Annotated in this window: 15 protein-coding genes; 6 read left to right on the top strand and 9 right to left on the bottom strand. The window is 71.3% G+C overall.

Going from position 1 to position 12,708, the window contains the following annotated elements:
- The first annotated feature begins 29 nt into the window (after positions 1-29).
- Entirely contained in the window at positions 30-557 is a 528-nt protein-coding gene (locus ACFQ6X_RS09650; RefSeq protein ID WP_383178541.1) for a hypothetical protein, read from the top strand.
- A gap of 18 nt (positions 558-575) precedes the next feature.
- On the opposite strand, the gene ACFQ6X_RS09645 is transcribed toward ACFQ6X_RS09650, so the two are convergent.
- From ACFQ6X_RS09645 to ACFQ6X_RS09635, 3 genes are all read right to left on the bottom strand, one after another.
- The gene (locus tag ACFQ6X_RS09645) at positions 576-1,355 is read right to left on the bottom strand and encodes a DeoR/GlpR family DNA-binding transcription regulator (RefSeq protein WP_383178538.1); all 780 of its coding nucleotides are present in this window, start codon (positions 1,353-1,355) and stop codon (positions 576-578) included.
- Positions 1,356-1,382: 27 nt separating this feature from the next.
- Positions 1,383-2,237, bottom strand: a complete 855-nt coding sequence (locus ACFQ6X_RS09640; RefSeq protein WP_383178535.1) for a ketose-bisphosphate aldolase — start codon at positions 2,235-2,237, stop codon at positions 1,383-1,385.
- A 143-nt stretch (positions 2,238-2,380) separates the two neighbouring features.
- On the bottom strand, positions 2,381-3,232 hold the full coding sequence (locus tag ACFQ6X_RS09635; protein WP_383178532.1) for an excalibur calcium-binding domain-containing protein: 852 nt from the start codon (positions 3,230-3,232) through the stop codon (positions 2,381-2,383).
- 236 nt (positions 3,233-3,468) lie between these two features.
- Here ACFQ6X_RS09635 and ACFQ6X_RS09630 point away from each other — a divergent pair, with 236 nt between their 5' ends.
- Both ACFQ6X_RS09630 and ACFQ6X_RS09625 read left to right on the top strand, forming a co-directional pair.
- Positions 3,469-3,945: a GNAT family N-acetyltransferase gene (locus tag ACFQ6X_RS09630; RefSeq protein WP_383178529.1), complete on the top strand. Its 477-nt coding sequence runs from the start codon at positions 3,469-3,471 to the stop codon at positions 3,943-3,945.
- A 161-nt stretch (positions 3,946-4,106) separates the two neighbouring features.
- Complete coding sequence (locus ACFQ6X_RS09625) at positions 4,107-5,066, top strand: Ku protein (protein WP_383178526.1); 960 nt, start codon at positions 4,107-4,109, stop codon at positions 5,064-5,066.
- A gap of 15 nt (positions 5,067-5,081) precedes the next feature.
- Here the strand turns inward: ACFQ6X_RS09625 and ligD are convergent, their stop codons facing one another.
- A complete protein-coding gene (ligD, locus tag ACFQ6X_RS09620; RefSeq protein ID WP_383178523.1) occupies positions 5,082-6,041 on the bottom strand; it encodes a non-homologous end-joining DNA ligase in 960 nt (319 codons plus the stop codon).
- A gap of 124 nt (positions 6,042-6,165) precedes the next feature.
- Between ligD and ACFQ6X_RS09615 the strand changes: the two genes are divergently transcribed.
- The gene (locus tag ACFQ6X_RS09615) at positions 6,166-6,903 is read left to right on the top strand and encodes an SDR family oxidoreductase (RefSeq protein WP_383178520.1); all 738 of its coding nucleotides are present in this window, start codon (positions 6,166-6,168) and stop codon (positions 6,901-6,903) included.
- Between the two features lie 68 nt (positions 6,904-6,971).
- Here ACFQ6X_RS09615 and ACFQ6X_RS09610 read toward each other — a convergent pair whose 3' ends face one another.
- From ACFQ6X_RS09610 to ACFQ6X_RS09595, 4 genes are all read right to left on the bottom strand, one after another.
- A complete protein-coding gene (locus tag ACFQ6X_RS09610; protein WP_383178517.1) occupies positions 6,972-7,799 on the bottom strand; it encodes an alpha/beta fold hydrolase in 828 nt (275 codons plus the stop codon).
- A 207-nt stretch (positions 7,800-8,006) separates the two neighbouring features.
- On the bottom strand, positions 8,007-8,663 hold the full coding sequence (locus tag ACFQ6X_RS09605) for a class I SAM-dependent methyltransferase (protein WP_383178514.1): 657 nt from the start codon (positions 8,661-8,663) through the stop codon (positions 8,007-8,009).
- A gap of 20 nt (positions 8,664-8,683) precedes the next feature.
- A complete protein-coding gene (locus ACFQ6X_RS09600; RefSeq protein WP_383178511.1) occupies positions 8,684-10,066 on the bottom strand; it encodes an SGNH/GDSL hydrolase family protein in 1,383 nt (460 codons plus the stop codon).
- Between the two features lie 159 nt (positions 10,067-10,225).
- The gene (locus ACFQ6X_RS09595) at positions 10,226-10,822 is read right to left on the bottom strand and encodes a cysteine hydrolase family protein (protein ID WP_383178508.1); all 597 of its coding nucleotides are present in this window, start codon (positions 10,820-10,822) and stop codon (positions 10,226-10,228) included.
- A 127-nt stretch (positions 10,823-10,949) separates the two neighbouring features.
- On the opposite strand from ACFQ6X_RS09595, the gene ACFQ6X_RS09590 reads away from it, so the two are divergent.
- Together ACFQ6X_RS09590 and ACFQ6X_RS09585 are read left to right on the top strand one after the other, a co-directional pair.
- Positions 10,950-11,519, top strand: coding sequence for a PadR family transcriptional regulator (locus tag ACFQ6X_RS09590; RefSeq protein WP_383178505.1), 570 nt, complete (start codon positions 10,950-10,952; stop codon positions 11,517-11,519).
- The gene (locus tag ACFQ6X_RS09585; RefSeq protein ID WP_383178502.1) at positions 11,506-12,327 is read left to right on the top strand and encodes an SGNH/GDSL hydrolase family protein; all 822 of its coding nucleotides are present in this window, start codon (positions 11,506-11,508) and stop codon (positions 12,325-12,327) included. Before ACFQ6X_RS09590 ends, ACFQ6X_RS09585 begins: the two co-directional genes overlap by 14 nt.
- Positions 12,328-12,346: 19 nt before the next feature.
- On the opposite strand, the gene ACFQ6X_RS09580 is transcribed toward ACFQ6X_RS09585, so the two are convergent.
- On the bottom strand, positions 12,347-12,637 hold the full coding sequence (locus tag ACFQ6X_RS09580; RefSeq protein ID WP_383178499.1) for a hypothetical protein: 291 nt from the start codon (positions 12,635-12,637) through the stop codon (positions 12,347-12,349).
- Positions 12,638-12,708 lie beyond the last annotated feature (71 nt).

Raw genomic sequence — 12,708 nt, 5'->3', positions numbered from 1 at the left:
GGTCTGGGCCAAACGACGAGGGGGGCCTCATGTTCATCCGCAGCGCTCTGCGTGCCGCCATACCGGCCGTGATCCTGGGAGCGGGCCTGGTCGGCTGCTCGGAGGCGACCACCACGAACGGGCCGGGCAGTGACGTCCCGCAGGCGGCACCGGAGGTGAACGCCACGGCGGCGAGCGCGACGGCCGACGGGGCGGAGGGGGAGGCGTCTCCCCCGGCGAGCCCGGAGGGGGTCGCCGAAGCGGGTCCCGAGCTGGTCCGCGACGCATTCGCCGGTCTGCAGGCGACCTTGAACGAGACCTGCACCCCGGGCGCCGGTGACTGCGCCTACTTCCTGGGCAGGGTCAACGAGGAACTGACCGGTCTCGACGAGGCCATGAAGGCGGACGCGAAGGGTCCCGGCCACTTCAAGGAGCCCCTGGCCTGGATGGGCACCCTGCGCACGGAGCTGAAGAACGACACCTCCACGGCCAACCTGGAGAAGCACCGCACCCAGCTGATCGGCACCCGCGACCGCATCAACACCTGGATGCAGGGCCACCCGGACGACTACCGCTGACCCGGCAGGCCGGGGGCGTCACACGCGCAGCACGTCGATCCCGAGGCCTTTGAACTCCTCGACGGTCTCCTCGGGCGCGTCCTTGTCCGTCACCAGGATCGACACGGCGCTCGTCTCGCACACCTGGGCGAACGCCCGGCGGCCCAGCTTGGAGGAGTCGGCCACCACGATCACCGTGCCCGCGCACTCGGCGAGAGCCCGGTTGGCGCCGGCCTCCGACTCGTCGTGGGTGGCCGCTCCGAAGAGCGGATGGACGGCGTCCACGCCGAGGATCGTGTAGTCGAGCGCGAGCGTACGCAGGACGGAGTCGACCAGCGGGCCGACGAGTTCGTACGAGTTCGGGCGGGCCACCCCGCCGGTGACGACGATCTTCACCTGCGGGCGGACCGCCAGTTCGTTGGCGATGTTGATCGCGTTGGTGACCACGGTCAGCGCGATCCCGCCGCCCGCGGGCTCCGGCCGTACGGCCAGCTCCCTGGCCACTTCCGAGGTCGTCGTGCCTCCGTTGATCCCCACCGTGGAGCCCGAGGGGATCAGTTCGGCCGCGGCCTTCGCGATGCGCTGCTTCTCGTCCGCCCTGCGGGCCGCCTTGTAGCGCAGGGGCAGGTCGTAGGCGACGGTGCTGACCACCGCGCCGCCCCGGGTGCGGGTCAGCAGGTTCTGCCGGGCGAGCTCGTCCAGGTCGCGCCGTACGGTGGCGGCGGAGCAGTCCAGTCGCGCGGCCGCGTCGAGGACGTCGAGATGACCCTGTTCGCTGAGGATCTCCAGCAGCCGGGTCCATCGGGTGTGTGCCGCCACCTGTTCCTCCTTGTTCGCCGCCGAACCCTATCGCGCCTGGCCGGGGCCGGTCCGGGCCAGGACGTGCAGCAGGCGCGTCACCTCGGTCGTGACGGCTTCGCGGGCCGGGCCGAGGTACGTGCGGGGGTCGGCCGCCTCGGTGTGGGTGTCCAGGTAGGCGCGGACGGCCTGGGTGAACAGCTTGTTCAGATGGGTGGAGATGTTCACCTTCGTCATGCCCGCGGCGACGGCCCTGGCCAGGCCCGTGTCCCCGACTCCGGACGAGCCGTGCAGGACCAGCGGGACGCCCACCGCGTCGCGCAGCCGGGAGATGAGCCCGAAGTCGAGCGCGGCGTCGCGGGTGAGCATCGCGTGCGAGCTGCCGACGGCCACGGCGAGGGCGTCGACGTCCGTGGCGCCGACGTACGCCCGTGCTTCGTCCGGGTCGGTGCGCACCCCGGGGGTGTGCGCCCCGTCCTTGCCGCCGACCTCGCCGAGTTCGGCCTCCACCCACACGTCGTGGATGTGGCAGTACTGCGCGACGGCGCGGGTCGCGGCGACGTTCTCGTCGTACGGGAGCGTGGACGCGTCGAACATGACGGAGGTGAAGCCGAGCCGGACGGCCTCGCGTACGAGGCCGGCCGATTCGGCGTGGTCGAGATGGACGGCCACGGGAACGCTCGCGGCCCGTGCGAGGGCGAGCGAGGCGAGCCCGATCGGTTCGAGGGAGCCGTGGTAGCGGGCCGTGTTCTCGCTGATCTGCAGGATCACCGGCAGCCCGGCCGCTTCCGCCCCACCGACGATGGCCTGCGCGTGCTCGATCTGCACGACGTTGAACGCCCCGACACCTGTCGTGTTCGTCCTGGCGCGGTGTGCGATGTCACCGGTGGATATGAGCGGCATGGGGCTTCCTTCGTGGGTACGACGGCGAGCGATGCTTGAAGTTGCTCGATTATTGCGCACTTGAAGCAACTTCAAGCTTCCCGGGTCCCCTGTACTCACATCTGCCCGCTCGGCGCCCTCCGCTCGCTCCCTTTCCGTTCGCTCTACTCGCAGGCGACGCCGTCGCCGTCCCGGTCGAGGTGGGAGCCGTAGCCGGGGTCCCCGCGGTGGATGGGTGCGGCCCCTGCGGCGCGTACGGCGGAGCAGTTGGCGTAGTAGGTGTCGCCGCCGCCGGAGGAACCGCCGTCCGTCGAACTGCCGCCTGTCGAACCACCGCTGGAGGATCCTCCGCCGGACCCGGCCCCGTACGGCTCGCAGCCGACACCGTCGTTGTCACGGTCCAGATGGGCCGCGTAGCCCGGGTCCCCGCGGCGGACGGGTGCGGCCCCTGCCGCCCGTACCGCGTCGCAGTTGCTGTAGTACACCGAGGGCTCGGTGGAAACCTTCACCTTCGGCTTCGGCTTCGGCGTGGGTGTGGGCGTGGGAGTCGGGGTCGGGGCAGGTGCGGCCACCGTGATCCGTACGACGGCACTGCCGCTGGGTGCCGCCTTCCCGTTGACCAGGACGTGGTAGGTGAACTTGTCCTCGCCGCCGTAATCGGCCGCGGACGTGTAGACGAGCGACGTCCCCTTGACGGTGACGGTCCCGTGCGGGGTCGGGCTCTCGACGGAGAAGGTGAACCGGGCCGTCTCGTAGGTGCCGAGGAGCGGTGCGTCCGTGCCGTCCTCCAGGGTCACGGCATCGTTGGCGAGCGCCTCGATCACGATCTCCGTGCCGGCGTCCGCGCTCGCCTCGTCGTCCACGAGCGCGAGTGCCCGCTCGCCGGAGGCTGTCCGGGGCGAGTCGGCCACCGTCTTCGCGTCACTGCCGCTTCCTCCGCACCCCGCCAGGGCCATCGCCAGGACGGCGATCCCCGCGGAGATCCGGACCGGACCGCTCTTCACTCTCGAAGTCATGTGTCCCCCAAGGCATGTGCGCAGTATTTCTGTGCGGGTGAAGCGGCGATGCTCGCAGCGGTGGGGAGCCGGGAGGAGGGCTTCGGCGAAAGGAAGCGGAATTGTGATGAAAGCGTGGAGGAGGTGTGGAGGGTCTGTCGCGCGGAGCATCGCTGCCCCGTGTGTACCGGCGCCCGGCGGCCTGCTCCGCCGGTATTCGGTGGCCCGGCCGGCGGCGGAATTTGTACGGTGCCCGCATGAAAGCGCAGCTCCGCCTGGAGAAGGTCACCCCCGAAAACGTGCTCGACGCCTGCCGTCTGACGGTCGCCCCCGAGCAGGAGCGTTTCGTCGCTCCGGTCGCACGGTCGCTGGCCGAGGCGTACGTGCAGCCCGAGACGGCCTGGCCGCGCCTGATCGTCGACGGTGACCGGCCGGTGGGCTTCGTGATGGCCTTCCTGGACGTGCGGTTCAACCCGGAGGTCCCGGACGACCGGCCCCGCTCCGGACTCTGGCGGCTGGCCGTCGCCGCCGGTGAACAGGGCCGGGGGTACGGGCGCTTCGCGGTGGAGGCCGTGTGCGAGGAGATCGTCCGGCGCGGGCAGGAGCGCGCGACGGTGACCTGGCTGCCGGGGGAGCACGGGCCGGAGGACTTCTATCTGCGGCTCGGCTTCCGCAGGACCGGCGAGATGAGCGGCGACCAGGTCGTCGGCGAGCTGGACCTGCCGCGCGCGTGACGTACCTGCGGTGATCCACATGCGGTCCCGCGGCCGTGGCGCGAGGATCGGGAGTACGGGCGGTGGCCCGGTCGCGCCTCGGCCCTCTCGGGCCGGTTCTCCCTTCCGGGCGCTCCGGTCCGCCTCCCGGCCCAGCCGACAGGGGGGTCTGGAGGTACTGGATGCCGCGGCCCCTGTGGACCGGAGCGATCAGCTTCGGGCTGGTCACCATCCCGATCAAGGTGGTGTCCGCCACCGAGAACCACTCGATCTCCTTCCACCAGTACCACCTCCAGGACATGGGCCGGATCCGTACCCGCAAGGTGTGCGAGCTCGACGGCGAGGTCCTCTCGCAGGACGAGATCGGCAAGGGGTACGAGATCGCCAAGGACCGGACCGTGCCGGTCACGGACGAGGAGCTCGACCGGATGCCGTTGCCGACGGCGAAGGCGATCGAGATCGTGGCGTTCGTCGACGCGGACCGGATCGATCCGGTACGCATCAGCGACAGCTACTACCTCGCGACCGACGGCCAGGTCGCGGCGAAGCCGTACACCCTGCTGCGCAAGGCGCTGGAGCGCAGCGACAAGGTCGCCGTCGCCAAGTTCGCCTGGCACAACCGCGAGCGCCTCGGTCTGCTGCGGGTGCGGGACAACGCCATCGTGCTGCACTCCATGCGGTGGCCGGACGAGATCCGCAGCCCCGAGTCCCTGGCGCCCGGCGAGGTCGAGCTGGACGAGGACGAGATCGAGCGGGCCGTCCAGCTCACCGACACGATGGCCCTCGACGACATCTCCGGCTTCCGGGACCGATACCGGGACGCTCTGGAGGAGCTGATCGCCGCCAAGTCGGAGGGCAAGGAGCTGCCGGAGCCGCGCGGGGGCGAGGAGGAGGAGTCGGGGAAGGTCATGGACCTGATGGCCGCGCTGAACGCCTCGGTGAAGGCGGCGAAGGAGACGCGCGGCGAGGCCACCGGGACGGAGGACGAGCACGCGACCGTGCACGAGATGAAGTCCGGTACCCGGAAGCGGGCCGCGAAGAAGACGGCGGCCGGGAAGACCACGGCCGGAAAGGCGACGGCCAAGAAGTCGGCAGGGAAACCGGCGCGGAAGACGGCGGCCAGGAAGCGGACGGCGTCCTGAGTCCGGCGCCTTCCCTCACTCCAGGTCGTCGGGGGCCAGGTCGGGCCGCAGCCGGTGCCAGGAGGGCTGGCGCAGCCGCCCCGCCCTGGTCCGCGTCGCGTACCGCACCTCGCCGACCAGTCGCGGCAGCACCCATCGCGCACCCGCGATCGGAGGCACCTCGTCGAACGGGCAGGTGTCGATCTCGGCGACCTGGAGCAGCTCGCCGAGGGTGGTCCGCTCCGCGTCGCTCCACCCCGTCCCGACGTTGCCCGCGTAGCGCAGCCCGCCCTCGTGCCGTTCGCCGACCAGCAGCGCTCCGGGCAGCCCGTCCAGCCGGCCGCGACCGGGCACCCAGCCGCCGACGACGACGTCCACGGTGTGTACGTGGCGGATCTTGATCCAGGTACGGGCGCGGACCCCCGGCTCGTACGCGGAGGAGAGCCGCTTGGCGATCAGGCCCTCCAGCCCGGCCTCCCGGGTCATCCCGAGGGCCTCCTCGCCGTGCCCGACGACGACCGCGGGCGTCGACCAGTGCGCCCCGCCGAGCCCCAGCCCCTCCAGGGCCGCACGGCGTTGTGTGTAGGGCAGCGGGAGGAGGCTGGTGCCGCGGAGGAACAGGGCGTCGAACAGGACGAGGTGGGCGGGGACCCGCTCCGCCATGCGGGCGGCTCTGGCGGGCGAACCGGAGAGCCCCATGCGGGACTGCAGCCGCTCGAAGTCGCTGCGTCCCTGGCTGTCCAGCGCGACGATCTCGCCGTCCAGCACGGCCGGTACGCCGCCGAGCGCGGGGCCGAGCGCCGCGAGTTCCGGATAGGCGGCCGTGATGTCGGCGCCGGAGCGGGCCAGCAGTTCCACGGTGCCGTCTCCCGGCAGATAGACGACGGCCCGCTGGCCGTCCTGCTTCACCTCGAACGCCCACTGGTCGTCGGTGGCCGCGGGCGGCAGGGTGCCGGGCGTGGCGAGCATCGGGGCAATCCGGGGCAGAGTGGCCATGGATCAACCTTCTCAGCCCGTGGCGGTACTTTCCCGGCCGCTTTCCCGGCCGTCTGAGTAGAGTGAGTGAGTCGTGGCAAATCCGGCATATCGGATCCAGGGTTCACTCTCCGGGAGACAAGACATGAAGGTCGCAGTGATCGGCGGAACGGGACTCATCGGTTCACAGGTGGTGAAGATCCTGAACGCTGCCGGACATGACGCGGTACCGCACTCGCTGTCCACCGGTGTCGATCTCCTCACCGGTCAGGGGCTGCCCCAGGCGCTCGAAGGGGCCGATGCCGTCGTCAACCTGACGAACTCGCCCACCTTCGACGACGTCTCCCTCGACTTCTTCCGCATCACGATGGACAACCTCCTCGCGGCAGCCGAGCGGGCGGGGGTCGGCCACGCGGTCGTCCTGTCCATCGTCGGCGCGGACCAGGTGCCCGGCCTCGACTACTACCGGGCCAAGGTCCTCCAGGAGGACGTACTCAAGGCCGGGCCCGTCCCGTACTCGATCGTCCGGGCCACGCAGTTCTTCGAGTTCATGGACGCGGTTCTGTCCTGGACCGACGACGGGGAGACCGTCCGCCTGCCGTCCACTCCGCTGCAGCCCATGGCCGCGGCCGACGTCGCCCGGGCGGTGGCCGACGTCGCCGTCGACAGCCCCCTCGGCGGCACCCGCGACGTCGCCGGCCCCGACGTCTTTCCGCTGGACGAGCTCGGCAGGATCACGCTGGCCGCCCGCGGTGAGAAGCGCACCGTCGTCACGGACGACAGCGCCGGAATGTTCGCGGCCGTACCGGGCGACGCCATCATCGCCAAGGGCGACGTGCTCATCGCGCCCACCCACTACCGGGACTGGCTCGCCTCGGCCTGACCGGCGCGGCCGGCGGCCCGGCGGCAGGGCTTCCGCGGCCGCCGGGCCGGATGGTGCGGGCGGCCCGCTCAGGCGCGGGCGAAGGCCAGCAGGTCCGCGTCGAAGACGTCCTTGAACGGGGCGACCATCGACAGGCCGTGCGGCGCCCCCTCGTACACCTTGAGCGTGGCGTCCTTGACGATCTTGGAGGACTTCTCCGCCGCGGCCACGATGGGGACGATCTGGTCGTCGCTGCCGTGGGCGATGAGGGTGGGGATGTCGAACGCCTTCAGGTCCTCGGTGAGGTCCGTCTCGGAGAACGCCTCGACGCAGTCGTACGCGCCCTTGATCCCGACCTGCAGCGACCACTGCCAGAACGCGTCGCGGGTGCCCTGGGAGACGTCCGCGCCCGGGCGGTTGGCGCCGTAGAAGGCCTCGCTGAGCTCCCGGTAGAACTGGGAGCGGTCGGTCGCGACGCCCTTGCGGATACCGTCGAACACCTCGCGCGGCAGCCCTTCCGGATTCGCCTCCGTCTTGAGCATCAGCGGCGGGATCGCACCGAGCAGGACGGCCTTGGCGACCCGGCCCGTGCCGTGGCGGCCGATGTAGCGCGTCACCTCGCCGCCGCCCGTGGAGTGGCCGACCAGGATGATGTCGCGCAGATCGAGCTCCTCGATCAGTGCCGCCAGGTCGTCGGCGTACGTGTCGAGGTCGTTGCCGTTCCAGGGCTGCCCGGAACGCCCGTGCCCGCGCCGGTCGTGGGCGATGGAGCGGAAGCCGTTCTCCGCCATCAGCCGGGCCTGCGGATCCCACGCGTCGGCGTTCAGGGGCCAGCCGTGACTGAACACGACAGGCTGTCCCGTTCCCCAGTCCTTGTAGAAGATCGGCGTCCGGTCCTGCGTGGTGATGAACGGCATGACGGGTCCTCTCGAACGAGTCGGTACGGACTGTGTGCACCCACCGGGCCGGCTGCGCCGCACGTCGGCCGTGCCGCACGCCTGCCGGGCCGCGCCCGGCCCGGCACGGTGTCCGGTGGCGCTGATGTCGACAATTTACCGCCGCTGCGAGGATGCCGCGATCGGCGCCGCGGCGCACGGCGGCGCAGGGACCCGCGGTTCAGGGGTCTACGGGCGTTGCGGCTTCCGGGCCACGATGCAGACGTCGGGTCGCTTCGCCCGCCCGCTCGGCGCCTGTTCCAGGCGCGCCGCGACGACGAGACCCGCCCCGCGCAGCAGCTCCGCGAGGCGGTCCAGAGGCAGGAAGTGGGAGCGGTAGGACACCGGGTGGCCGTACGCCTCGGTGGGGCTCAGGCGTTCGTCGTCGCCGATGTAACCGCCGAGGAGCACATGCCCGCCGGGCGCCAGGGTGCGGTGGAACTCGGCGAACACGAGCGGCAGTTGTTCCGGTGGGGTGTGGTGCGTGGAGTACCAGGCCAGGATGCCGCCCAGTTCGTCGTCCGCGAGGTCCAGCGCGGTCATCGAGCCTTCCGTGAACCGCAGTTCGGGGTTGCCCTCCCGGGCGATCCCGACCATCGAGGGGGACAGGTCGATGCCGAACGCGTCCAGGCCCAGCGAGGCCAGGTGCGCCGTCACCAGGCCCGGGCCGCAGCCGAGGTCCGCGACCCGTCCGTTCCCCCCGGCAAGCACCAGCTCGGCGAAGGCGGCCAGCATCGCCCGGTTCAGAGGGTCGAGTTCGGCGGGCCGCGGGACCCGTACGGCATAGGTGGCGGCGACGGTGTCGTACGAGTCCCGGACGGCGGCCAGGTGGGAGTGGTCGGTCATGCCCCGACCCTAGACAGCGGTCAGTTGTAGCCGAAGCCCCGGGGAAGCGGAGCCTGCTGGAACAGCCGGGTCGGGACCGCGTCGGCCAGGGCCTGGTAGCCCGCGGGGTTGAGGTGGAGGTGGTCGCCGGTGTCGAACGAGGCCCGGAGCCGGGTGGGGGCGAGCGGGTCGCGCACGGCCCTGTCGAAGTCGAGCACGCTGTCGAAACGGCCGCTCGTACGGATCCAGGTGTTGACGGTCTGCCGTGCCTCCTCGCGGTAGCCGTCCGGGTCGTCGTACCCGGTGTTGGCGCCGATGGGGGTGAGTGTCGCCCCGTACACACGGATGCCCTGCGTGTGGGCCCGCGTGATGATCTGCTCGTACGCGGCGATGACGTCGGCCGCGACCTGCTTCTGCGCGGCCGGTGATGCCTCGGCCGTGCCGATGTCGTTGACGCCCTCGAAGACGAGCAGCCAGTCGACGCCGCTCTGTGCCAGGACGTCGCGGTCCAGGCGGGCCAGGCCGTTGGGGCCCAGGCCGTCGTTGAGCAGCCTGTTGCCGCCGGCCGCCTGGTTGACGATCGCGGCCTTCGCGGTGGCGGGACCGGCCTTGAGGCGCTTCTGCAGGAGGTCGGGCCAGCGGTCGTTCATGTTGGTGGTGGAGCCCCGGCCGTCGGTCAGCGAGTCACCGAGTACGACGGCGGCCGAGGTGGTGTTCCTGGACCAGACCTCGACGCCGCTGAGGAAGTACCAGTGGTCGGTGGGCGTCGCCCCGGTGAGGTCCGTGTCGCCGACGTGGTTCCCGGCCTGCAGGTAGGAGGTCGTACGGGAGCCGGGGTGCGAGGTGATCGCGGTGGACGCCTGGCCGGTGGCCAGGTAGGCCGTCGCTGTGAGGTTCGAGCCCGGCTCGAGCCGGAAGTCCAGCGGGTCGGAGACCGCCTGCGCACCGGCCGGCACCGAGACCGAGGAGCGCCCCTGGAAGGTCACCTCGTGCGTGGTGCCCGGCTGGACCGCACTCGTTCCGGCCTTGCCGTCGCGCGGCAGGGCCACGGTCACCTTGGTGATCGGCAGCACCGCGCCGCCGAACGCGTTGGAGAAGCGCAGCCGGATGTGTTCGCCGCCGGCCGAGACGTGGACGGTCTGCCGCAGGGTGGCGTCCGTCAGCACGGAGCCCTCCTGGGTGAACGGCGCCGGAGGCATGTTGCCCGGCTCCGTCAGCTGCGGCATGGACGTCCAGGTGCTCACCCAGCGCGCGTTCCGTTCCGTCGGCGCCGGCGAACTGCCCGGCCCGTGGCCACCTTCCCCGGCTCCGATCGCGGGGGTGGCGACGGTGGCGGCGAGTGCTGCGGTGGCGAGCAGGCCGATGATCGATGATCTTCGGTTCACGGTGGTGCTCCCTCTGGGCGGGTGGGGGAAGCAGGGCATGAAGAAGTAGGGGCAAGCAGGGAGTTCGGTCCACGTATATGGACCGCGTCCTCACTTGCGCCCAGGGATTCAGGCGGCAGGCTAGCCCTCCGACAGATTTCGGTCAACGCTTCGAAAGTTTTCGCCCGTTCTCGTCGATGCGTCGCGGAACGCGTACCGTCAGGCGGCTGTGGGGGAGTTGGGCCGGGATGGTGCGGTGAAGCCGACGTCCGAGGCCCGCGTCGTGACGTCGGCGCCCCCGCTGATCGCCCATGCGGCCACCCGCGAGACCATGGCGGCCGGGATCACCCCGCTGATTCCGGGAGCCGCCGGGATGTCGTGCGTGGCGTGGGCGTCGTGCGGAAGGACGACGCGGTACCCGAGCGCCAGCGCGGTGCGGGCCGTCGCCTGGACGCACATCTCGGACATCAGCCCGCAGACGGCGAGCGATCGCACTCCCGCGCCGGTCAGCAGGGCCCCCAGTGCCGTCTCCTTGAATCCGTCGTCGTGGGTCTTGCGGATCACGGTCTCCGTGGGGCCGGCCTCGACGGGGAGGTGGAGCTCCCAGCCCGGCGTGTGGGGCTCGTCGCCCGCTCCGGGCTTCCCGTCGTTCTGCAGGTGGACGACGAGTGCCCCGTCCCGCCGTGCCCGTGCGAGGAGGTCCCTCGTCCGGTCCAGGAGTCCGGCGGCGTTCGGCAGGGCTCCGTCACCGGCGACGGCGGCGTCCTGGACGTCGACAACAAGCAAGGCTTCAGCGGGAACGGCGTGGTTGCTCATCCCGTCATCCTCGTGGCCGGTGCAGTGCGCCTCCACATGATTTCCCGCTCGCGTGCTCAAAGGTATGACTAGACAATTTATTGAGTAGGATGGAAGGCGGACCAGAAACGGGAGAAGGAGCGCTTCGATGGCCTTGCGGCATGCCGTGCTGGCAGCACTGCTGGACGGTGAGTACAGCGGATATCAGTTGGCGAAGGCCTTCGACATCGGCGTCGCGAACTTCTGGCACGCCCTGCCCCAGCAGCTGTACATGGAGCTGGCCAGGCTGGAGAAGGACGGGCTGGTCGCCGGTCGGCAGGTGATCCAGGAGACCCGGCCCAACAAACGCCTCTTCCACGTCACCGACGCCGGCCGCGCCGAGCTGGAACGGTTCGCCGCGGACGTCTCGAAGCCCTCGTTCATCCGCGACGACCTGCTCGTCAAGGTCCAGGCCGCCGACCGCATCGGCACCGGGCCGGTGATCGAACAGCTGGAGGAGCGGGCGTCCGCTGCCGAGGCGAAGATCGAACTCCTCGGCAATCTGCTGCGGCAGTTCCGCGGTGACCTGGACGAGGAGGAGTACCTCCGCACGGGCGAGCGAGTCGGTCCGTACCTGACGTGCCTGCGCGGCCTCGCCTTCGAGGAGGGGCACCGGGACTGGTGCCTGCGGATCGCGAACGTGCTGAGAGAGAGGCGGACCACCCGTGCCGAGCGGTGAGTACCTGCGTTACGTCGCACTGGGCGACAGTCAGACCGAAGGGGTCGGCGACGGCGACGACGCCACCGGCCTGCGCGGCTGGGCCGACCTCTTCGCCGCGCGCGTCGCGGCCGCCAACCCCGGTCTCCAGTACGCCAATCTGGCTGTACGAGGACGAGTCGCCGGCCAGGTCCGCGCGGAACAGCTGGGCCCCGCGCTCGCCCTGCGCCCCGACCTCGCGACCGTGCTGGCCGGGGTCAACGACCTCCTCAGGCCCGGTTTCGACGCCGAGGAGGTGGCGGGGCACCTGGAGGAGATGTTCGCCGCGCTCACGGCAGCCGGGGCCCATGTGGTGACGATGACCTTCCCCGACGTGGGGAAGATCGCGCCGATCGCCCGGCCGGTCAGGTCCCGCGTGTTCGACATGAACGCCCGCATCCGCGCGGCGGCGGCCCGGCACGGCGTCACGGTCGCCGACATCGCACCGCAGGCCGTCGCCACCGACCCGCGGCTGTGGAGCGAGGACCGGCTGCACGCGAGCCCGCTCGGCCACGAGCGGATCGCCGCGGCCGTCGCCCGGGCCATCGGTCTGCCCGGGAGCGACGACAGCTGGACGCTCCCGCTGCCGCCGCAGGCCCTTCCCTCGGGCCTGCAGGCCGCACGGGCGGAACTGCGCTGGGCGGCCGGGTTCCTCGGCCCCTGGCTGGGACGACGACTGCGCGGCAGGTCCTCCGGCGACGGCCGCACCGCGAAGCGCCCGGAGCTTCTGCCCCTGGCCGCCGCACCGCCCGCCTCCCCGGCGGACACGGGCCTGCGGGAGCCCTCGTAACCCGGTCCGTCCGTTGTCGTTACGGGCGCAGGGCGTGACCCGCGAGCGACAGGCGCAGGGCGCACTCGTCCTCCGCCTCGACCGTGACGGTCATGCCCCAGTGCTCGCTCAGCATCCGGCCGACGTCGACGAGCCGCGCGCGCTCCTCCCGGCTGTGGGCGGGAAACCGCACCCAGCCGCGGTCGGCGATCCGGTTGCCCAGCTCGGTGAACAGCGTTGCCCTGCAACGTCGTTCCTCGTCCGGCGTGAGGGGAGTCGTCGTCGCCCGCTCCGAGGGCACGGTGCGGACGTTGTACAGCTCTCGGATCACGGCATCCTCGTGCTCACTGGTGGTGGACGAACCTCGCACCCGACCGTACCGGGCACGGCGGGGCGGGCACG

Origin of the sequence: Streptomyces sp. NPDC056452 (assembly GCF_042796085.1) — a bacterium.
Taxonomy (GTDB): Bacteria; Actinomycetota; Actinomycetes; order Streptomycetales; family Streptomycetaceae; genus Streptomyces.
The sequence above is the reverse complement of the archived record's forward strand: the minus strand, read 5'-3'. Positions and strand labels throughout refer to the sequence as shown.

Coding starts and splice junctions, on each gene's coding strand:
- ACFQ6X_RS09650 (WP_383178541.1), top strand. CDS start 30: ATGTTCATCCGCAGCGCTCTGCGTGCCGCCATACCGGCCGTGATCCTG.
- ACFQ6X_RS09640 (WP_383178535.1), bottom strand. CDS start 2,237: ATGCCGCTCATATCCACCGGTGACATCGCACACCGCGCCAGGACGAAC.
- ACFQ6X_RS09635 (WP_383178532.1), bottom strand. CDS start 3,232: ATGACTTCGAGAGTGAAGAGCGGTCCGGTCCGGATCTCCGCGGGGATC.
- ACFQ6X_RS09630 (WP_383178529.1), top strand. CDS start 3,469: ATGAAAGCGCAGCTCCGCCTGGAGAAGGTCACCCCCGAAAACGTGCTC.
- ACFQ6X_RS09625 (WP_383178526.1), top strand. CDS start 4,107: ATGCCGCGGCCCCTGTGGACCGGAGCGATCAGCTTCGGGCTGGTCACC.
- ligD (WP_383178523.1), bottom strand. CDS start 6,041: ATGGCCACTCTGCCCCGGATTGCCCCGATGCTCGCCACGCCCGGCACC.
- ACFQ6X_RS09615 (WP_383178520.1), top strand. CDS start 6,166: ATGAAGGTCGCAGTGATCGGCGGAACGGGACTCATCGGTTCACAGGTG.
- ACFQ6X_RS09610 (WP_383178517.1), bottom strand. CDS start 7,799: ATGCCGTTCATCACCACGCAGGACCGGACGCCGATCTTCTACAAGGAC.
- ACFQ6X_RS09605 (WP_383178514.1), bottom strand. CDS start 8,663: ATGACCGACCACTCCCACCTGGCCGCCGTCCGGGACTCGTACGACACC.
- ACFQ6X_RS09600 (WP_383178511.1), bottom strand. CDS start 10,066: ATGCCCTGCTTCCCCCACCCGCCCAGAGGGAGCACCACCGTGAACCGA.
- ACFQ6X_RS09595 (WP_383178508.1), bottom strand. CDS start 10,822: ATGAGCAACCACGCCGTTCCCGCTGAAGCCTTGCTTGTTGTCGACGTC.
- ACFQ6X_RS09590 (WP_383178505.1), top strand. CDS start 10,950: ATGGCCTTGCGGCATGCCGTGCTGGCAGCACTGCTGGACGGTGAGTAC.